The 19687-nt window shown below is 42.9% G+C and carries 19 protein-coding genes; 15 read left to right on the top strand and 4 right to left on the bottom strand.

From position 1 onward, the window contains the following. The first annotated feature begins 4 nt into the window (after positions 1 to 4). From psiE to NSQ34_RS14830, 8 genes are all read left to right on the top strand, one after another. Positions 5 to 433, top strand: coding sequence for a phosphate-starvation-inducible protein PsiE (psiE, locus tag NSQ34_RS14865; RefSeq protein ID WP_046313283.1), 429 nt, complete (start codon positions 5 to 7; stop codon positions 431 to 433). Positions 434 to 628: 195 nt separating this feature from the next. Further along, a complete protein-coding gene (locus tag NSQ34_RS14860; protein WP_046313286.1) occupies positions 629 to 1429 on the top strand; it encodes an HAD family hydrolase in 801 nt (266 codons plus the stop codon). A 320-nt stretch (positions 1430 to 1749) separates the two neighbouring features. Further along, positions 1750 to 2661 (top strand): alpha/beta hydrolase, encoded by a 912-nt coding sequence (locus tag NSQ34_RS14855; protein ID WP_176967230.1) that lies wholly within the window; start codon positions 1750 to 1752, stop codon positions 2659 to 2661. Between the two features lie 65 nt (positions 2662 to 2726). Beyond that, positions 2727 to 3635 (top strand): alpha/beta fold hydrolase, encoded by a 909-nt coding sequence (locus tag NSQ34_RS14850; protein ID WP_242025990.1) that lies wholly within the window; start codon positions 2727 to 2729, stop codon positions 3633 to 3635. Between the two features lie 139 nt (positions 3636 to 3774). Next, positions 3775 to 4728 (top strand): iron-siderophore ABC transporter substrate-binding protein, encoded by a 954-nt coding sequence (locus NSQ34_RS14845; RefSeq protein WP_176967231.1) that lies wholly within the window; start codon positions 3775 to 3777, stop codon positions 4726 to 4728. Between the two features lie 73 nt (positions 4729 to 4801). Then, complete coding sequence (locus NSQ34_RS14840; protein ID WP_034282660.1) at positions 4802 to 5818, top strand: iron ABC transporter permease; 1017 nt, start codon at positions 4802 to 4804, stop codon at positions 5816 to 5818. After that, positions 5811 to 6848, top strand: a complete 1038-nt coding sequence (locus NSQ34_RS14835) for an iron ABC transporter permease (RefSeq protein WP_342500960.1) — start codon at positions 5811 to 5813, stop codon at positions 6846 to 6848. The genes NSQ34_RS14840 and NSQ34_RS14835 overlap by 8 nt, the downstream gene beginning before the upstream one ends. A 21-nt stretch (positions 6849 to 6869) precedes the next feature. Then, complete coding sequence (locus tag NSQ34_RS14830; RefSeq protein WP_268456000.1) at positions 6870 to 7613, top strand: IucA/IucC family C-terminal-domain containing protein; 744 nt, start codon at positions 6870 to 6872, stop codon at positions 7611 to 7613. Positions 7614 to 7626: 13 nt separating this feature from the next. Here the strand turns inward: NSQ34_RS14830 and NSQ34_RS14825 are convergent, their stop codons facing one another. After that, complete coding sequence (locus NSQ34_RS14825; RefSeq protein ID WP_268455999.1) at positions 7627 to 8505, bottom strand: endonuclease; 879 nt, start codon at positions 8503 to 8505, stop codon at positions 7627 to 7629. A gap of 171 nt (positions 8506 to 8676) precedes the next feature. Here NSQ34_RS14825 and NSQ34_RS14820 point away from each other — a divergent pair, with 171 nt between their 5' ends. From NSQ34_RS14820 to NSQ34_RS14810, 3 genes are all read left to right on the top strand, one after another. Beyond that, positions 8677 to 9912, top strand: a complete 1236-nt coding sequence (locus NSQ34_RS14820) for an alanine--glyoxylate aminotransferase family protein (protein ID WP_268455998.1) — start codon at positions 8677 to 8679, stop codon at positions 9910 to 9912. A gap of 158 nt (positions 9913 to 10070) precedes the next feature. Then, complete coding sequence (locus NSQ34_RS14815) at positions 10071 to 11270, top strand: MFS transporter (protein WP_342500959.1); 1200 nt, start codon at positions 10071 to 10073, stop codon at positions 11268 to 11270. Positions 11271 to 11550: 280 nt separating this feature from the next. Next, a complete protein-coding gene (locus NSQ34_RS14810) occupies positions 11551 to 12279 on the top strand; it encodes an NPP1 family protein (protein WP_041115772.1) in 729 nt (242 codons plus the stop codon). Between the two features lie 64 nt (positions 12280 to 12343). Here the strand turns inward: NSQ34_RS14810 and NSQ34_RS14805 are convergent, their stop codons facing one another. After that, the gene (locus tag NSQ34_RS14805) at positions 12344 to 13501 is read right to left on the bottom strand and encodes an oxalate decarboxylase family bicupin (protein ID WP_034282645.1); all 1158 of its coding nucleotides are present in this window, start codon (positions 13499 to 13501) and stop codon (positions 12344 to 12346) included. Positions 13502 to 13565: 64 nt separating this feature from the next. After that, entirely contained in the window at positions 13566 to 14735 is a 1170-nt protein-coding gene (locus NSQ34_RS14800; protein WP_254001429.1) for a helix-turn-helix domain-containing protein, read from the bottom strand. Positions 14736 to 15027: 292 nt separating this feature from the next. Here NSQ34_RS14800 and NSQ34_RS14795 point away from each other — a divergent pair, with 292 nt between their 5' ends. From NSQ34_RS14795 to yunB, 4 genes are all read left to right on the top strand, one after another. Continuing rightward, positions 15028 to 15879 (top strand): DUF72 domain-containing protein, encoded by an 852-nt coding sequence (locus NSQ34_RS14795; protein ID WP_041115777.1) that lies wholly within the window; start codon positions 15028 to 15030, stop codon positions 15877 to 15879. Between the two features lie 66 nt (positions 15880 to 15945). Then, the gene (locus NSQ34_RS14790) at positions 15946 to 17319 is read left to right on the top strand and encodes a bifunctional UDP-sugar hydrolase/5'-nucleotidase (protein ID WP_041115779.1); all 1374 of its coding nucleotides are present in this window, start codon (positions 15946 to 15948) and stop codon (positions 17317 to 17319) included. Positions 17320 to 17386: 67 nt separating this feature from the next. Next, positions 17387 to 17692, top strand: coding sequence for a DUF1805 domain-containing protein (locus NSQ34_RS14785; RefSeq protein ID WP_034282637.1), 306 nt, complete (start codon positions 17387 to 17389; stop codon positions 17690 to 17692). Positions 17693 to 17761: 69 nt separating this feature from the next. Continuing rightward, entirely contained in the window at positions 17762 to 18532 is a 771-nt protein-coding gene (gene yunB, locus NSQ34_RS14780; protein ID WP_080701219.1) for a sporulation protein YunB, read from the top strand. A gap of 27 nt (positions 18533 to 18559) precedes the next feature. Here yunB and NSQ34_RS14775 read toward each other — a convergent pair whose 3' ends face one another. After that, the gene (locus tag NSQ34_RS14775) at positions 18560 to 19507 is read right to left on the bottom strand and encodes a M23 family metallopeptidase (protein WP_240491056.1); all 948 of its coding nucleotides are present in this window, start codon (positions 19505 to 19507) and stop codon (positions 18560 to 18562) included. Positions 19508 to 19687: the final 180 nt, after the last annotated feature.

Raw genomic sequence — 19687 nt, 5'->3', positions numbered from 1 at the left:
CCCAATGAAACGATTCAACAATTTCCAAAAGATACCTGATCTCTTGCAAGGCCTTCTCAATATCTGTTTGTTCTTTTTGGCCATCGCTTTAAGCGTTCTCTTAATCAGTGAAACATGGTACATTGTCCAATTTGTTTATAAGACACTGTTCAACAAAGGAGAAAGCTATTATGGAATGCTTGGGGAACTGCTGATCTTCTTTATGTACTTTGAGTTTATTGCCTTAATTATTAAATACTTTAAATCTAACTTTCATTTTCCGCTTCGTTATTTTATTTATATAGGGATCACAGCTGTCATCCGTTTGATTATCATTGATCATGAAGAGGCAGTATCGACATTCTGGTGGGCGCTGGCCATTCTTGCCATGACCTGTGCACTCTTTATCGCGAGCAAAAGAAATGCTGCTCAAGAGCATGAGGAAGTGAAGTAAGGAAAGAAGACGAACGATGACCGTTCGTCTTTTTTGTATAGAATGATTCATGAAACACCGTGTGACGTACATGTAACAAGTGCCTTTATATGTGATGACAAACAACATGTTCCTGGCTTATTTACTTACTGACACGTACACATATACAATTTTCATCGTATAGTGTTTGTTCAGCTAAGGAATTGGAGGAAGAACATGATTAAATTAATTATTACGGATTTAGACGGCACCTTTTTAAACCGCCAAGGATCATTTGATCAAGCTTTATTTCAGAAAATAAAAGCATTAATGGAAGAGAAAAATGTGGCGTTCGCTCCTTGTACGGGTAAGCAGTGTGAACGAGTAGAGGCATTGTTTGGTGATGATGCAAAGGATTTTTGGATTTTAGGGGATAGTGCAACGCGAATTAAAAAGGATGGGCAATTTGTTTATGAATCATTAATAAAAAATGATCTAGGTTTATCGATCATCCATAAGCTGGAGGAGATAAGCAAAGAGCAGACGATCATTGCATGTACGAAAGATGGTGCAGTGGTCAATGAGCATTTATCTGAGAGTGAAATGAGATTTGTGACGGGCTCTTATACAAATGTACTCAAGGTATCAAACTTTGCAGACATACAAGATGACTTTGTGAAAATTACCGTTCATGATCCTGAGGCAAAATGCGTACAGACAAGGGAGAGAATAAGTGAATTCTTTGAACAAGTATATGTTGTTGCTTCAGAGGATACGTGGATTGACATTGCCAATATTGGCGTTCACAAAGGAACCACCGTGAAACAGCTTCAGCACATATTGGGTGTGACAGAAGAGGAAACGATGGCATTCGGTGATGGTCGTAATGATCTAGAACTGATGGAATCCGCTCAATACAGTTTTGCTGTAAGAAATGCCATCCAAGAGGTAAAAGATGCTGCTCATTTTATTACGCTTTCAAATGAAGAGAGCGGGGTCATGCATACGATTCAAAAAATCCTAAGCTTGCAGCCTTAATCGTACTCAATTAAGAAGACGAACTTGTCCAGTTCGTCTTTTTTCATGTCTGGACATTAACGAGATGAACACTTAGTCGTTATCTGTCTATTAATGAACGGTTAGGGTCAGATTGACAATTGATTGTCATGCGTCTAAAAAGTAGAATATGAGTAACAATAAATAAACAGTTGTTCATTAATGAATAAGTGTTTGTTGTGGTGAGTGATCAGCTGGATAAAAGGTTTTTTCCTGATGTACGTCTTCATATGGTATGCTTTAGAAGCCTTATCTTTCCATCGGCATCGATCATCATGATTCTATGAACAGGGGTCGATCATATGCGAAGTATTCAAAGTTTTTTAGTAGAACAGCTGCTTATTTTGACGAAAAAGAAACTCAACGTAAATGATTATCTAGAAGAACGAAGAAGGGCAAATCAATTACCTTATGAATTGCCTGAAAAACTTAAGAATAAGTACAAAATCACTCAAAATCACTCGTTTCCAGTCGATACGTATATGCTGAAATCAAATGTCCAGCCGGATGACCATCAAGTGTTGTTTATACACGGTGGCGGCTATATTGAACAGCCTTTGACTTGGCATTGGCGTTTTTTAGACCGATTGACGAAGCAATTAAATAGTAGGGTGTATGTGCCGGTTTATCCAAAAGCACCAAACCATCAGTATATGGATGCGATCGAAAGTGTCCTTCCTGTGTACCAAGCTCTTTTAGAGAAAGGAACGCCTGAAAATATCGTCATCATGGGTGATTCTGCTGGCGGAGGTTTATCGTTAGCCTTTGCTCAATACTTGGCAAAAAAGGGATTGCCGCAGCCAGGGAATATCATTCTTTTATCACCATGGCTAGATGTTACATTAAGTAACCCTGATATCGCTGCTATGGTTCCAAAAGAACCAATGCTCAATCTAGCATTATTAATTGAAGCAGGAAAAAGATATGCGGGTGACATGGATGAAACACACTACTTAGTCAGTCCAATCTATGGAGAGATCAAGTCACTGGGACGAATTTCTGTTTTTATAGGCACTCACGAATTCTTCCTCCCAGATGCCCGTAAATTCAAAGAGATGGCAGATAAGCAGGGGGTTCCAATAAACTATATAGAATATCCTAAAATGAATCACGTGTTTCCGGTCTTCCCTATACCAGAAGCAAAAAAAGCGGTAAACCAAATTGTCGCGATTATTGAAAGTAATACCTTTCCTTTGAAAGAGTGCAATGAATAAGAAATAGAAATGAGGATGACTAGCGCGGCTGGCCATTCTTGTTTCTGTTTGAAGGAGCGAAAAAATTGACAGACATCAAGACCGAACCATTCTCGTTTGCAAGTATGCAGCAGGCAGTCCCTGTACATATTCCAGAAAGACAATACATTTCATCACATGATGGTACAAGCCTTGCGTATTATCCATTTTTGTCAGAAAAGAAGACGCAGGCCAATGTGATCTTAATTCATGGCGGTGGTGCTCATAGTTTGGCTGGTTATGAGCATATCGCCCATACGCTGCAGCATGAATTTCATGTGAATACGTTTTTGCTCGATCTAAGAGGTCACGGCCATTCGGATGGAAAAAAGGGTGATACACCTAATATCACGGATGTGTGGCAGGATATTTCGCAGATCGTGGATGCGGTTAAACAGAAGCAGAAAGGAGCCGTTTATCTTTGCGGTCATTCATCTGGAGCGGGATTGCTGTTAAACTATCTATCTTGGCAAGAAAAAAGAGAGGTTGATGGCTACTTTTTTATTGCACCTGAATTTGGCTATCAATCAGATACTGCGAGGCCAGATCAAATTCCTTTTGCGGCCGTTCAAGTATGGAAATTCGTTCTGTCTGCCATGACAAAAGGAATGTTGATGAGTCATTCTGAAGCCGTACGTTTTCATTATCCAAAATGGGCAGTCGAGCAGGATCCGCTTTTATTGACAGCCATCACCGTCAAACTATCACTTGCCTTAACCCCATCAGCACCTAAAAAACAATTTGCGAGAATGGATCGGCCATATGCGATGTTAGTAGACAGCGAGGATGAACTGTTTGATATAGAAAAATTTCCTGCCTATCATGAGCTGCCAAATGAAGCGATCCAACAACAATCAGTCTATCAAGTGCTGGATGGACACACCCATTTGTCGATTCTACTAGAAGTGGGAAAATGGATTGGGAGAACTATCCAAGTGTGGAATCATTCTATTTAGCATGAACAACTAGTCAACACTCTCCCGTTTTCTTAAAAATTTACATTGACACCATCCTTTTCTATGATAAAATCATAGTGTGATAATGAGAATCGTTATCAAACGATATGACTACATATAGAATGGATAGGTGAGGTACATGTTCAAGAAATCTTTTTGGTCGCTTTTAGTTGTGCTCTCCATCGTTTTACTTGCAGCTTGCGGCAGCAATAGCAGTAACGGCAAGTCAGATAGTAAAGAGAAAACAAGAACCGTTGAAAGCGCTATCGGTTCAACTGAAATTAAAGGATCGCCTAAACGTGTGGTGACACTGTACCAAGGTGCAACGGATGCAGCAGTCGCTATGGGCATTAAACCAGTAGGTGTTGTAGAATCTTGGCTTGAAGCACCTACGTATAAATATTTAAGAGATGACTTAAAGGATGTTAAAATTGTTGGGCAGGAAACACAGCCAAACTTAGAGGAAATTGAAAAGCTCAAGCCTGATTTGATCATTGCATCAAAAATCCGCCATGAGCAAATTTTTGATCAGCTACAAGAAATCGCTCCAACTGTTGCAACAGAAACAGTGTTCACCTTTAAAGACACAGTGAAATTAATGGGTGAAGCATTAAACAAGCAAGACAAATCAAAAGAATTGCTGACGAAGTGGGATGACCGCGTCGCTGATTTCAAAGAAAAAGCGAAAAAAGACATCAAAAACTGGCCGATGAGTGTATCTGTGGTGAACTTCCGTGCAGATCATGCTAGAATCTATCAAACTGGTTTCGCAGGATCCATTTTAACAGAGCTAGGCTTTGAAGGACCTAAGAATGTCAAAGATAAAAAGCAAGACATCATTACTCTTACAGACAAAGAGAGCATTCCACAAATGGATGCAGATGTGATTTATTACTTTATGGATGATCAGGATAAAGCAGTTGAAAAAGCATATAAAGAGTGGACGAGTCATCCTTTATGGAAGCAGCTTGACGCAGTGAAAGCGAAACAAGTGCATAAAGTAGATGAAATCACTTGGAACATGGGCGGCGGTATTATCGCAGCAAACATGATGCTTGATGATATTTACGATCGTCTAGGAATTGATAAATAAGACATAACAGAGGAGAAAATGTGAACATACCATTTTCTCCTTTTTTCCATAACAGATTGAAAGCGGGAATCAGATGAGAAGTTTATTAAAAAAGGATTCAAGCAAGGCACTGCTTTTTGCTGGATTCATTGTGTTGATGTTGGTCTTTTTTATGCTCAGTATTTCCCTTGGGCAAACCTCTATTTCCCTCAAAGCCACCATCCATGCTTTTCTTCAATTTGATGAATCGGATCCAAACAGTGTCATTGTCATGACATCCAGATTATCAAGAGCTTTAATCGCAACGGTCGTTGGATCTAGCCTGGCGATTTCAGGTGCACTCATGCAGGCATTGACAAGAAATCCGCTTGCGGCGCCTGATTTATTAGGAATTAATGCAGGCGGGCTATTTTTTATCGTGATTTCGATTGTTTTCTTTTCAACAGAGTCGTTAACAGGCTATATGTGGACAGCCTTTCTAGGCGCAGCGATTGCTGGGATGCTCGTTTTTCTATTGGGCTCCATTGGAAGAGATGGATTGACGCCGGTCAAAATTGTCCTTGCAGGTGCGGCGATATCTGCACTGTTTGCGTCTTTTACACAAGGTCTTTTAATCGTGAATGAACAGTCGATTCAAAGTATTCTGTTCTGGATGGCTGGTTCAGTGTCTGGAAGAAGCATTGATATGTTAATCCCTGTTTTGCCTTATATTTTAGGTGCGACTATTGTGGCGCTGCTTCTGGGACGTTCTATTAATGTTCTTTTGTCGGGAGACGATATTGCCAAAGGACTTGGCCAGCGTACACTGCTGCTGAAAATAACGATGGGTGTACTCGTTGTCTTTTTAGCAGGTGGTTCCGTCGCTGTTGCTGGTTCAATTGGTTTTGTTGGTTTTCTTGTGCCGCATATTGTGAAAAAGCTTGTCGGGCCTGACCACCGCTGGGTACTGCCGTATTGTGCCGTAGTGGGGGCGTCGCTTTTACTTGCCGCGGATCTGGCGGCTCGTTTTCTGATCATGCCGCAGGAAGTGCCGATTGGTGTCATGACGGCGGTAGCAGGAGCGCCTCTATTTGTTTATCTTGTGCGCAAGGGGTTGAAGACAGGTGGCTAAAACATATACAGTGCGTTCTAAAGGCGGGCGCATTTCATTTCAATTTTCAAAGCGGACATTTTTGATTTTACTTTTATTGACGGCCATTGCCTTTGGCTTATTTATTCTCAGTCTCAGTATGGGAAGCCGGTTCATTCAGCCGGTGGATGTGCTGCTTCATTTAATCAGTCAGGGAGAGGGAAACTCCTTTGTGTTAAATACGCTGAGGATTCCACGAACGCTGCTGGCTGTCTTAGTCGGAGCCGCGCTTGCGGTATCAGGGCTTATTTTGCAAGGATTGATCCGCAACCCGCTGGCATCACCTGACATCATTGGAATTACAAGTGGTGCTTCGTTTGGTGCAATTATGTTCATCGTCTTTTGGATGGGCACTGTGCCTATTGCTTATCAATCCTTATGGGCGATTGCGGGTGCTTTTGCGGTATCGTGTCTGATCTATTTGCTTTCATGGAAAAAAGGAGTCAAGCCGATCACACTTGTCCTGATGGGAATCGGGATTTCTGCCATTATGAAGGCATGTGTGACGTTTACGCTTGTACTTAGTGATACGATGACAACGACAAAGTCATACATCTGGCTGACGGGCAGCTTATATGGTTCTACGATGAAAGACGTCACTGCGATGCTTCCTTGGGTGATGATCATTTTACCGATTGTCATGGTGTTAGCAAGAACGATGAATGTAAAAGAACTTGGCGATGATCTTGCAACAGGTCTCGGGGTAAAAGTGCAGGCGAAACGATTATTCTTTCTCCTGATGAGTGTGACATTGGCTGGTGTTGCAGTCGCATTTGCAGGCGGCATTGAATTTGTTGGACTCATGGCGCCGCACGTTGCACGGATGATTATTGGCCGTTCTTTCATAGCACTTGTCCCAGCATCTGCGCTTGTTGGTAGTATTCTCGTGATGCTGGCTGATCTTGTGGCTAGAACCGCATTTCTACCGTTAGACGTCCCAGCAGGTGTATTTACGGCGGCCATTGGTGCACCATTCTTTATTTATTTGTTATATCAACAGCGCAATCGATAAACAGAAGATGGGGGTTTTGATATGAGGCCAGAGTGGGTTGAGAGAGAATTACTTGATTTTGGGGTACACATCACAAATGGACCAATGACATCTGATCGCACACTTGCTGCGCTTTTTTCAGAAGCAGCCGTCATGCGTTTATTAGAAGCTGAAAAGGAAGCGATGCATGCACCGAATCTGGCGGTAGCAGTCTCTATGTTTTCAAAGCGGTACGCCTACTTAGCTGTCAGTTCCTCTTTATACTTGATGACGCTGTATGACGGTGTCTATCAGTTTCCACCAGCAGCATGTGCATTTAGAGAGGATCGAAAAATTGAATTGGATGAGACGGCGTCTTCGTTTGTTCCACTAGAAGGAGACCGGCATGAGTGGAGAGAGAAGGTCGTGCGTGCACTGTTTACGGAGTGTGTCACGCCTCTTTTAGACGTGCTGAACCGCACATCAAAACTCTCTTATCGTATTTTATGGGAAAATGTAGCGGTTCGAATCAACTCTCTTTATCGAAGCATGATGCGGGAAGCGGAAGAACCTGCGGTGAAGCAGCGTGTGCGGGAGGATTATCTGTATCTGAAGCAAGCGGCCGGTGATGTATTCGGAGCTCAGCAAAATCCATTTCAGCACAGCCTAAACCTAGACGACAGTTTACTAGAAACATCCAACCGGAAAACCTGCTGTATGTATTATAAGCTTGAGAAAAAATCGGAGAGTCTCGATTATTGTCTTGTTTGTCCGCTTGAACAAAAGAAAGGCACTGCTTGCTCGTAGCAGTGCCCTTTTTTTATTCCCAAATCTCGCTTGCCCATTCAGGATGATCAATAAAAGGATTGCGGTTGTGCTGATACGTTTGATAGATGATCTCATTGCGGTTCCGTTCGATTTGATCGACTGGGTCCTGCTTGTGCCATTTGAGAAGTACAGACATTTTGCCGTGAAGGGGAGAGCTTCCATTATTCACTTTGTCGTTCAATTCTAAATCTGGAAAGCGGTCATCGCCTTCGTAGCGAACCGCCATATAAAAGAGCATTCTCGCGACATCTCCTTTGACCCGGTTGTGAGGTTCGAATGAGTCGCTGTCGTAGAAGTTGCCCGGCGCTCCTTTGTATTCATTACCACCCGTGTCAAAATCTAAATTTCCGCGTGTGCTATTCGTTTGCACATCTGTCGCACGAAGGTGATGGAGATCTGTCCCAGGCCCTTGGCTTGTCCCGAAATTGCCGTGAGACTTGGCCCAGACATGCTCCCGGTTCCACTGGCCCACATTTCCGCCATTCGACTGCTTTGAGCGGGAAGCACCACTATAAAGCAGCAGCACATTGTTTGGGTTATTGGGGTCTTCATCTGTTTCCTTTAATGCATTCCAAACCTGGCTGTAGGAGAGCTGCGTATGATCATCAATGATATCGTGTAAGGCTTTCTTAAGAGCGGGTCCTGACTTGCCAGCAGCAGATTGGTAATAGGAATCGATTTGACTTGTGGCGGCAGTTTGCGTTTGTTGTGCAGATGTTTCGTTTTGAAGCTGTAACGGGGAAAAGGTGATCGTTTGACTAGGTTCACTCAGATTGAAACCTTGAGCATTAGCAGCTGGAGGCAGCGGGGCGGCGAATGTGCCGAATATCATGATTCCGGCGGCCACAGTTCCAAATAAAGTTCTTTTCATTCGATTTCCTCCTTGATAGGGAATGTATTCTCTTTATTTCTATCATATTACCATGAAGAAATAAATGGATTCCTCGTAAATTTTATGTAATAAGTTCGTAGGAAAAGAGATTGCTATTTTAAGCGCATTCCTGTATAAGTGGGCTTATAAGAATGGACAGCAAGGGAGAGGATGGATCACGTGAAAGAACTGCAAACACCTTCAAGAACGATTATGACACCGGGACCCGTAGAAGTAGACCCGAGAGTACTCCGTGTAATGAGCACGCCTATTCTCGGTCAATTTGATCCAGCATTTACACACATTATGAATGAAACAATGACCTTATTGCGGTCACTTTTCCAAACAGAAAACAAATGGGCTTATCCAATCGACGGTACGTCACGTTCAGGGCTTGAAGCTGTGCTCGCCAGTATGATTGAGCCGGGAGATTCAATGCTTGTGCCTGTCTTTGGCCGTTTCGGTCACCTGCTCATTGAAATAGGACAGCGCTACGGTGCTGAGGTACATACAATGGAATGTGAATGGGGGACGGTTTTTGATCCTGACGACATCATCAAAGAAATAAAGCAGCTCAAGCCTAAAATCGTTGCCATGGTTCATGGGGAAACATCCACCGGGCGATTACAGCCGCTCAAGCAAATCGGGCAAGCATGCCGGGCTCTTGGTGCGCTGTTTATTGTAGACGCTGTGGCAACCATTGGCGGTGTCGAGGTAAAAGTGGACGAATGGAAAATAGATGCGGCGATTGGCGGCACGCAGAAATGTTTATCTGTTCCATCAGGTATGTCACCTATTACGTATAATGACCGGGTCGCAGCTGTCATTGAATCGAGAAAGAAAGTAGAAAAAGGCATTGCGACACAGGATGAATTACAAAAACAAATGGACATTTCTCCAATCAAAAGCAATTATTTTGATTTAAGCCAGCTTCAGGATTATTGGAGCCCAAGACGATTAAATCATCATACAGAAGCGACAACGATGCTCTATGCACTGCGAGAAGGGGTTCGTCTTGTGCTGGAAGAAGGGCTGTCTGAACGTTTTCAAAGGCACGCATTTCATGAGAAAGCCTTGATGAAAGGTCTTGAAGCAATGGGGCTTGAATTGTTTGGTGATCCAGATTGTAAAATGCCGGTTGTGACTTGTATTGTCATTCCAAGTGGTATTGACGGAGAAGCGGTCCGTGCCGACCTGCTCCATCATTTTGGGGTTGAGATTGCAAGCTCCTTTGGACCACTTGCCGGCCGTATATGGAGAATTGGGACAATGGGCTACAGCTGCCGAAAGGAAAATGTGCTGTTTGTGTTAGCAGGGCTTGAAGCGATCCTCATCAAACATGGTGCGTCTATCCATTGCGGAGCAGGGCTTCAGGCGGCTCTTTCTATCTATGAACAAGCTGAATAACGATATCTAAAATACCCGCCATTGGCGGGTATTTTTATTTTGGAAAAGAACGCTAATTTTTGAAAAACTAGACTTATAGATGAGGTTATCGCTATACTGGAGAAGTTCTCACCATTTTTGTCATCATTTTCATTTATTTTGCAGAAAGAGGTTTTTATATGAAGAAGATGGGCAGATTATACATTTTGATGCTCAATATTTTTATTGCCATGCTTGGCTTTGGCCTCATTGTACCTGTTATGCCGAGTTACATCGAAGCCTTTGGTGCAACAGGGAAAACACTCGGTTTTCTTGTCGCTGCAACAGGTTTTACACAATTTGCGTTATCGCCGGTTGCCGGGGCACTGACCGATCGATTTGGACGAAGAAAATTGATCATTGCGGGGATTGCGGGTTTTACGATTGCTCAGTTTATTTTTGCTTTTGCTGATCAGCTTTGGATGCTGTTCGTGTCTCGGTTTTTAGGCGGTGCTGCCGGGGCTTTGCTTATGCCGGCCATGTTTGCATACATCGCTGATATCACAAGTGAAAAGGATCGAGGGAAAGGAATGGGTCTATTCAGTGCAGCGATGACACTAGGTTTTGTCATTGGGCCGGGCGTAGGCGGCTATTTGGTTGAGTACGGGATCGCATTTCCATTTCTTATTGCCGGTTCCTTTGCTGCTCTTTCTACTTTGTTATCCATCCTCTTCTTACCTGAAACATTAACAAAGGAAAAACAGGAAGAGGCGCGGCTCAACAAGGATATTCATTTCAATCCTTTTGTACAAATGATCGAGGGTCTAAGGACATCGTACGGCTTTTTGTTTATATTGGCCTTTGTCCTCAATTTCGGAATCATTCATTTTGAATCGATTTTCGGCTTATATGTAGACCAAAAACACGGATTTTCACCTAAAGATATTGCGTTTGTGATTACGGTTGCAGGTCTTGCCGGGGTGCTTGTCCAGGGTGCGTTAGTGAATGTTTGTGTGAAACGATTTGGGGAGATGAGAGTCGTGCGTTATGCGCTGTTAGGTGCGGCTTTCATGCTGATCGCCTGCCGTTATGCGACGTCCTTTTGGTTGATTTTTACAGGTTCGATTTTATTTTTATCGGCTACGTCATTCGTCCGTCCAGCCCTCAATACATTGCTGTCCAAGATGGCAGGCAATCAGCAAGGGGTAGCAGGCGGTCTCAATACATCCTTTATGAGTCTTGCCAATATCGTCGGACCGAGTCTGGCGGGTATATTATTTGATATGAATATTGAGTTTCCTTTTATGTTTGGAACACTGGTGCTTTGCGTAAGCTTCGCTGCATCCATCGTGTGGGGGAAAAAAGTGCAGCATACTCATGCAGCGCAAGGAAGATTGTAGTTGATCTACAGTCTTTTTTTATTGAATGAAATGTATTTAGAAAAATTTCAATTAGAAATAGTATATGTTTTATATTTTATCTAAATGAATAGTAGAGTTTATCAATATTTCTAAGAGAGAATCCATATATTTAGGTCTTTGGGATCGATAAAAGCTTGTTAATAAAATACTAAATTGTACATTTTATGTAAAAAGTGATTGATTGGTTTTTTCCGCAATGGTAACATCAATCTCGACAGCATGAGGTAACTGAGATAATCAAGAGAAAAGGGGATAGAAAATGAAGAAGTTTATTTTTGCCATTATATTTTTTATCGTCACCATGTTTAGTACAGCAGTGCCTTCAGCAGTTCATGCGGCAGAAATTGATCATGACAAAGTAGTTGGTTTTAGAGAAGTCAACCCAACAACTGTTACACAAAAAGCGGCGAAAAAATTTCAGCCTTATTTGAAAGTATGGCATGGATGTGTACCATTCCCAGCTGTAGATGCTGCTGGAAACACAAGCAGAGGGTTAAAAACGAGCGGTTCACATAATGGTGGATGCAGCAGTAATATCGGTCAAGTATATTCACGTTCAGATTGGTACAATGGCAGCTGGGCGATTATGTATGCTTGGTATTTCCCAAAAGATAATCCTTCACCAGGCTTTGGTCATCGTCATGATTGGGAATCCATTGTCGTTTGGATTGACAATCCAGCTGTAGCCAATCCGCGTGTTCAATCGATTGCTTACTCAGGTCATGGACAATATAAGAAAGTAGCACCGAGTGCAGCAAGTATTTTAGGGACAAATCCTTTAGTAGGTTATGATAGCAACTGGCCATTAAATCATGAGTTGAATGTAAGCGGCAATGTGAGCGGAAAAGGAATGCAGCCTTTAATTGGCTGGGATGATCTAACGCCGGCTGCAAGACATGCACTGAATACAACAGACTTTGGTAGTGCAAACGTACCTTTCAAAGATAGTAACTTTAAAAACAATTTAGCAAAAGCGTGGTATCGATAAGGGTTAACCATGATTAAAAACCGATCATCTAAAAATGATCGGTTTTTTTATAAACAAAATCGCATCATCTTTCATATTTCACGACAGGTGATTTTTCTTTATGAAGCGCACGAATCATCGCTTCATCTACGTGTAAATGCTCTTTCACTAATTGAGGCGGGGTTAAGGCCATCCACTGATTCAACGAAATATCTGCAAACCGGTCACTTTTAAAAATCTCTAAAAACCAAAGGCTCGTTTGGCCGATATTTTGGATGTAATGCCCCATGCCAAAAGGAACATATCCAACATCACCGGCTCTGTAATTAAAGGTGCGGGCAGTACCTCCTGCTCCAAAGACCGTCATTTTAGCTGTACCTGTTAAATAGTATTGCCACTCATCATTATTAGGGTGCCAGTGCATTTCTCTCATGCCGCCAGGTTTTACTTCAACAAGTGCAGCTGCAATCGTTTTTGAAATCGGGAAATTCCGTGAATCGACAATTCGGACGGTTCCGCCAGAGGTCGTTATCGGTTTTTGACGAAGAAGCTGGTGCGTAAATGGCGGCTTGATGCTGCCGTATGGATCAGATACCATTTGGCTTTCTAAGGATGACGGCGGCGAGCCTTGAAACATATAGCGCTGCTTTTTCGGAATATGGTCAAACAATTTCTTAGGAACACCAAAATTGGCGGAGAGAATCTCTTTCGGTGTATGGGCAAACCAGTCTGTAATCGTGAATGTATCAAATTCAGAAAAATCGCCATCATCAAATACAAGAAGGAACTCACAACCATCCTCAAGTCCTTGAATAGAGTGCGGGATACCAGGTGGAAAATACCACAAATCGCCTTCTTCTATATCAGCGATCATATTTCGCCCTTCTGCATCTACAGATGTGATGCGGGCTTTGCCTAAAATCATATACGCCCATTCCGCCTGCTTATGCCAATGAAGCTCACGAACACCTCCGCGTGTGAGCCGCATGTTGACACCTGCAATCGTTGTTGAAACTGGCAGCTCCCGCTTTGTAATTTCCCTCGACCAGCCGCCGTGATTCAAATGCATGTGTGTATCAGAAAATGAAAATTTTAAATTGGGGATTGTTCCGGCATCGGTTTTAGGGGGAACGAGCATATCTGGGTTCTCTATATCTCGAAGGACATCGCGCGGGCCTAAGTCGGTGGCACCCGCGCCATCCTTTCGAATGGGCTGCGGGATGTGACGGAGCTCATCATCCATTTATCATTCCTCCTTGAGTCTCATTTTTCTCCTCCAAACTATATGAAGTTTCAGAAGAAAAAATTCAATCAGGATGGGATGAGAGAAACATTTGAATACGGAATGCTAAGCGCAGCCGCAATGTTGCGTCAGAATCTTTTAAGCTGATTCGAAGCAATTCTTCACACTTCTCGAGGCGATAAATGACCGTGTTGCGATGAATGGACAATCGTTTGGCTGTTTCTGAAATGTGGCAATGGGTTTCTAAATAGACAGATAAGGTGTGAAGAAGGCTTTGATCGACTTGTGATGGTTCAGATAACGGGTGAAGGTGGAGCTGGTGAAACGTGATCATATCCTTTCTTGGAATGAGCCTTAGTAAATCTGGCACATCCTTCGCTTGATAAAATTGAATATATTCAGTACGCGATGAGAGATGTCCTGTTTGAAGAGCCTCTAATGCTTCATTGTAGCCTTCAGACAGATGGGAGATGAGGCAGCCTGTCAAGCTCACCCCAAAAGAAATAGTATGATTCACTTGCAGTTTAACAAGCATCTGCAACTGTTTTAAAAAAGAGCTGAGCCTGCCGCTAACCTCCGGCCAACTGCCAGTCTCCTCCATCAATACAACACCCATATCACCTTTGACAAACAGAAAGGCAGGAAATGGGCAGCTTGGAAGTGCACTTTCGAGCAGATCAACCATTTGATCTAAAACCATTTGCTGCTTCATAAAACATGTGGAATCACTGCGCTCGTCAAGCTGACAGATCATACATAGATAGCGGCATTCGGCGTTTAATTCAAACGTCTGAGCGAAATGTAAGGGATCTTGCTGAGAAGACGGTGTCCTCTCTATCCATCTACGAAAGCCCTCATTTCTAGCACGCTTGGCCGTTTGCACGGCGGCATATTGTCTCATACGTGCAATTGACATTTCGTTTACTGCTTTTGCAATGATCCCATGCAAAGTTTTATTCTGCGGGTGAATGAAAGAAGGGATGACCAGATAATCACATGTTTGTTCGTTTAGATCAATTGGAAAGATGGAAAAGGTTTGTTTTGCATGTATCATTGAAAAAGAATGAGTTGTCCTGCTTTGGAAAAAGGGGAGAATGTGCATCCATTCTGGGCTCGTGATCATGGGGTGCGAGGTATAGAGAATACGTCCATGCTGGTTAAACAAATAGATGGGCTTGTGAATCTTTTTGGCCAATTCTTGTAAAATTTCAAACTGATTATCGTCTATGTTCATATCCACTGGGTCTCCTTTATTGGTGAAGATGAATAAAAAAATGGACAATCACTGTCAACATCTCTGATATGCATTTTATGTTATCAGCTAAAATCATTTTAGATAGAAAGTTGTCAATTCATATAACAAACAAACAGAGCGTCAGGACACCAGTCATCTTCATTCAGAATTACGAGCAAATATGATATGTTGTAGACAGAAGAATTTCTTTCAGAAATATGGGTATCACAAGGAATAAAGGCTTTGATGTGAGGAAGCCGTCTATACATGAGAGTGGCAAGAGGTGAGAAACATGATTTATATCGGATTAACTGGCTGGGGAGATCATGACAGTCTTTATCCGCCGAGAATCGGCAGCGCGCAAAAGCTGTTTCACTACGCATCAACGTTTCCGATTGTGGAACTGGATGCCAGCTTTTATGCGGTTCAGCCTGAGCGTAATCATGAAAAGTGGATAAAGGATACGCCAGATGACTTTCAATTTGTTGTGAAAGCATACCAAGGAATGACTGGACATCAAAGGGGCGAAATTCCGTTTGCTTCGAAGGAGGACATGTTTGATGCATTTATTCTTTCGCTGACTCCGCTCATTCGTGAAGGGAAACTGGCCATGGTGCTCTTTCAATTTCCACCTTGGTTTGATTGCAAAAAAGAGCACGTCCACTATTTAAGATGGTGTAAGGAGAAGATGGGCGATATTCCATGTGCACTCGAATTCCGAAACCGTACATGGTTTTCAGAGGAATTTTATGAGCAGACTTTGTCCTTTATGGAAACGGAAGGATGGATTCATTCCGTCTGTGATGAACCGCAAGTCGGAGAAGGCTCCATTCCGCCAGTCATACAAGCTACACACCGTGATAAAACCTTGGTCCGATTTCACGGGAGGAATAAACAGGGCTGGCTTCACCCGGCAGACCATGAGAATTGGCGTGAAGTAAGATACTTATATTTATATAATGAAGCTGAATTAAAAGAGTGGAAAAAGAATCTCGACATCCTGCATCAGCAATCGAAAGATGTCTATGTCGTGTTTAATAATAACTCTGGCGGAGATGCAGCGGCGAATGGCCAGCAGATGATTGATTTGCTGGATATCACCTATTCAAACCTGTCTCCGAAGCAGTTAGATTTATTTAGTTAACCGAGAGCTGACTGAAGCTTTCAACCTGAATGAGACGGTCAGTGACAACTTGAGGGAGAGATCAACATGCTGCAGAAGCTATGGTTATATCATACAAACGACTTGCACAGCCACTTTGAGAACTGGCCAAAAATTGCAGCTTATATTGAAGAAAAGCGTCAAGTTCACGATCAGATGCTCTTGTTTGATATTGGCGACCATATGGATCGAGTGAACCTCGTATCCGAAGCGGATTATGGAAAGGTAAACGTCAAGCTCCTCAATCAGCTTGGCTATGATGGAGTCACGATCGGGAATAATGAAGGCATTACGCTGCCACATGATCAGCTGGATCACTTGTATGAGAATGCACAATTTCCAGTGGTCCTGTCTAATTTATTTGAGAAAGGCAAAAGGCCATCATGGGCAAAGCCCTATCATATGATCACAATGGAAAACGGACTGAAGATATGTCTCTTAGGCGTGACCATTGCGTATACACCTGTATATGAAAAGCTGGGCTGGAACATTACTGATCCGTTTGACAGCATACGGGACATGCTGCAGGAAGTGAAGGGACAGGCAGATGTCATTGTGCTTTTATCCCATCTTGGTATCATCCATGATCGAGAGGTCGCCCGTGATTTCCCTGACATCGACATCATCCTAGGCTCACACACGCATCATCTGTTAGAACAAGGTGAAATGGACAATGGTGTGCTGCTTGCATGCGCTGAAAAGTATGGGCATTATATTGGCTGTGTTGAGCTGACGATCGATACAGCGCGCAAAGAGCTGATAGAGAAAAAAGCGACAGTACAGTCAGTAGATCAGCTCATCAGTGAATCAGATGAAGCCATCACCACCTTACAGCAAGCAGAAAGAAGAGCGAAAGCACTCATGCAGGAAAAAGTGACAACGATTGAGTCGAAGCTAGAAACGAAATGGTTCGACGAATCTCCGCTTCCGCAGCTCTTAACAGATGCCATTAAAGATTGGTGCGGAGCAGATATTGGCATGATGAATGCAGGTATGGTGCTTGATTCATTAGAGGCAGGGATCGTCACAAGAGAAGAAATCCACCGGATATGTCCGCATCCCATTAATCCCATTCGGGTGACGCTTACCGGTCAACAGCTGATCGAAACAGTTCGACGGGGCTGTGAAGAAAAAATGGAACAGCTGCGCATCAAAGGCTTCGGATTTAGAGGTGAGCTAATGGGGAAAATGCTATATAGCGGACTCAGCTATACGTTAGAGGAAGGCGATGCCAAACGGGTGAAGGATGTCTTTGTACATGGTCAATTGATCAAAAAAGACGCCTCCTATACAGTTGGCACAGTCGATATGTATACATTAGGCTCTCTTTTTCCTCATATCCGTGATCACGAACACATTGAATATTTCATGCCTGAATTTTTACGTGATGTTCTGACATGGCGCTTGAAGGAAGCCAATTGAAATCCGCTTCAGCCTAACAACACGCGCCCTCTTTTCACATAGATTGTGATGAGAGGAGTGAAGGGATTTGGTGAATTTAACACCTATTACAATTGATGGCCATTCCTTTACAGCGGTCACCGTCAAGCTGCCGAAGACAAATTTTATGGCAGTATCAAATGAACATGGGTATATTATGTGCGGTGCACTGGATGTCGGGCTCTTGAATGAAAAGCTTGCAGATAGAGGAATTATTGCAGGAAGAGCAGTTGGTGTAAGAACCATTGAGCAATTGCTCGATGCTCCTTTAGAATCTGTGACATACGCCGCAGAAGCGCTGGGCATCTCAGCTGGAACAATTGGAAGAGATGCATTATTAAAAATGGTGAAATAAAATAGAGAGATGATTCCTATCCCCCCGCCTGTCTGCATACACATGTAATGGAGAAGGGGGGATTTTTTATTGAGAATGAACCGCCGTTATCGCCCCTACAAGAAGGGCCCTTTGCCATTTCGTTACGTCATGCTGCTTGCGATCTTATTCTTTGTGCTCTCAACCGTAATTAGTTTATTTTTTATCAACCGATCCATTAAACCTACCCTTATTCACATTGCTGAACTAGAAACAGAGCGCATCGCCAATCACCTCATACAATATTCAGTGCAAGACTTTGCAGATGATCAGGAGAATATGAAGGATATGGTGGTCATGAATACAAGTGAGAACGGAAAAGTGACGACCATCGATTTTAATGCGCAAGCAACATCGAAAGCAATGGCTGACCTCTCGCGTCATCTTCAAAAAAATTTAGAGGACATTGAAAAGGGGAACTTTCAAAAAGAGGCAAAAGAAGCATTAAAGGATCAAACAGATGGACATGACGGCATTATATATAACATTCCGCTTGGGCAAGCATCTGGAAATGCACTCATCGCCAACCTCGGACCAAAAGTGCCTGTGCGCTTTAGTGTGATTGGTGATCCGCATACGGACGTTGAAAAAAACATTAAGCCTTATGGCATCAACAATGCCTTGATTGATATTAGTGTTCTGATCGAGGTCAAGGTAAGAGTCATTATCCCATTTGCTTCTGAAACAATCGTAGTTAAAAACTCTGTTCCTGTCTCCATACAAGCCGTTCAAGGAGACGTACCAGATTATTATAATGGCAGCGGAACAAACTCAGGTGCTCCATCAATTGTTCTCCCAGAGAAAAAGGAGAAAAAGGAATAACAGCCCAACAATGATTGGGCTGTTTTTTTACGATTTTCGTTTCCGTTCAGCTCTTTCCCACGCCCTCAAATGAGGATATGGATCAAATGACCATTCCGTTCTGCCGTTGTCTTTGTACATGCCATAGTGAAGATGCGGCGGAAACTTTCCTGCAGTGCCTGGAGGACCGTAACCGGAGCTTCCGACAGATCCAATCACCTGGCCAGGTTCAACAATTTGACCTGTCTTGAGTCCTTTCGCAAAGCCATTTAAGTGAGCGAAGTAATGATAATGATTATGAATATCTCGAATGCCTATCCGCCAGCCGCCAAAACGGTTCCAGCCTTTCATTTCAATCACGCCATACGATGTCGCACGAACGGGAAGTCCATAATGGGCAAATAAATCGGTTCCCTCATGAATTCTTCTGCCTCCAAACCCTCTCGCATCTCCCCAGGTACTTCGGTAGCTGTAGTCAGCTCCAACTGGAAGAGGAAAAGCATGCTTTCCAAGATCAAGATGGCCGTAGTGCTTATATAGCTTCATAAAAGATGAAATGATTCCAACGGTTTGATCACGTCCATAATAGTCCCATAAGCCAATTTTTAATTGATCAATGCTGCTGCCGTAGTGAAGCAAGTATTGAGCAAACGTGAACAATACATCCTCATCGTCATCGCTGCTTGCTTTGCCATCCCCATTTCCATCAAGACCAATTCCGTCAAACACTTTAATGCTTAAAGGAGAGGTATCCTGTTTATTCGGGTTTTCTGGTCCAATCCACATTTCCCGGGGAATGTAGATGCCAATGACGCCTTTTTGTTTCGGTAAATCTCTTCTGCTTTTTCGAATATTGTGTTCATACTGATCAACTGCAGCAAGTACATACCATGGAACCTGTGTTGTGATGGAGACTTTTTCATATAGGGCCATTCTTTGCTTCAATTCATCTGGCTGCTTGCCCGTCCCTTTTGCATGAACAGGTAAAGGGAGCATTGAAAGAGCAATCATGATGGCTAAAACCACTTTCACAAACGTCCATCTCCTTTCATCGAGCATTGTCTTCTACCGTTTAGTGTGGTTAGATCACTCTATTTCATAAGAAGAAAATGTTAGTAATTTTCTTCTGTTTTTTTAGGAGGCTTTTGGGTATTTTTGCAGCTCATTCCCTTGTTG

The sequence above is a fragment of the Bacillus sp. FSL P2-0069 genome (assembly GCF_038593315.1).
In the GTDB taxonomy this organism is placed as follows: domain Bacteria; phylum Bacillota; class Bacilli; order Bacillales; family Bacillaceae; genus Bacillus; species Bacillus safensis.
Note: the sequence above shows the minus strand (reverse complement) of the source record. Positions and strands in the feature narration are given on the sequence as shown.

What these genes read in the sequence shown, in the direction of transcription:
- NSQ34_RS14810 (WP_041115772.1), top strand. Translation starts at nt 11,551, where the DNA reads ATGAAGAAGTTTATTTTTGCCATTATATTTTTTATCGTCACCATGTTT.
- NSQ34_RS14860 (WP_046313286.1), top strand. Translation starts at nt 629, where the DNA reads ATGATTAAATTAATTATTACGGATTTAGACGGCACCTTTTTAAACCGC.
- NSQ34_RS14825 (WP_268455999.1), bottom strand. Translation starts at nt 8,505, where the DNA reads ATGAAAAGAACTTTATTTGGAACTGTGGCCGCCGGAATCATGATATTC.
- NSQ34_RS14840 (WP_034282660.1), top strand. Translation starts at nt 4,802, where the DNA reads ATGAGAAGTTTATTAAAAAAGGATTCAAGCAAGGCACTGCTTTTTGCT.
- NSQ34_RS14805 (WP_034282645.1), bottom strand. Translation starts at nt 13,501, where the DNA reads ATGGATGATGAGCTCCGTCACATCCCGCAGCCCATTCGAAAGGATGGC.
- NSQ34_RS14855 (WP_176967230.1), top strand. Translation starts at nt 1,750, where the DNA reads ATGCGAAGTATTCAAAGTTTTTTAGTAGAACAGCTGCTTATTTTGACG.
- NSQ34_RS14845 (WP_176967231.1), top strand. Translation starts at nt 3,775, where the DNA reads ATGTTCAAGAAATCTTTTTGGTCGCTTTTAGTTGTGCTCTCCATCGTT.
- NSQ34_RS14775 (WP_240491056.1), bottom strand. Translation starts at nt 19,507, where the DNA reads ATGCTCCCTTTACCTGTTCATGCAAAAGGGACGGGCAAGCAGCCAGAT.
- NSQ34_RS14800 (WP_254001429.1), bottom strand. Translation starts at nt 14,735, where the DNA reads ATGAACATAGACGATAATCAGTTTGAAATTTTACAAGAATTGGCCAAA.
- NSQ34_RS14790 (WP_041115779.1), top strand. Translation starts at nt 15,946, where the DNA reads ATGCTGCAGAAGCTATGGTTATATCATACAAACGACTTGCACAGCCAC.
- NSQ34_RS14820 (WP_268455998.1), top strand. Translation starts at nt 8,677, where the DNA reads ATGGATCACGTGAAAGAACTGCAAACACCTTCAAGAACGATTATGACA.
- NSQ34_RS14815 (WP_342500959.1), top strand. Translation starts at nt 10,071, where the DNA reads ATGAAGAAGATGGGCAGATTATACATTTTGATGCTCAATATTTTTATT.
- NSQ34_RS14795 (WP_041115777.1), top strand. Translation starts at nt 15,028, where the DNA reads ATGATTTATATCGGATTAACTGGCTGGGGAGATCATGACAGTCTTTAT.
- psiE (WP_046313283.1), top strand. Translation starts at nt 5, where the DNA reads ATGAAACGATTCAACAATTTCCAAAAGATACCTGATCTCTTGCAAGGC.
- NSQ34_RS14830 (WP_268456000.1), top strand. Translation starts at nt 6,870, where the DNA reads ATGAGGCCAGAGTGGGTTGAGAGAGAATTACTTGATTTTGGGGTACAC.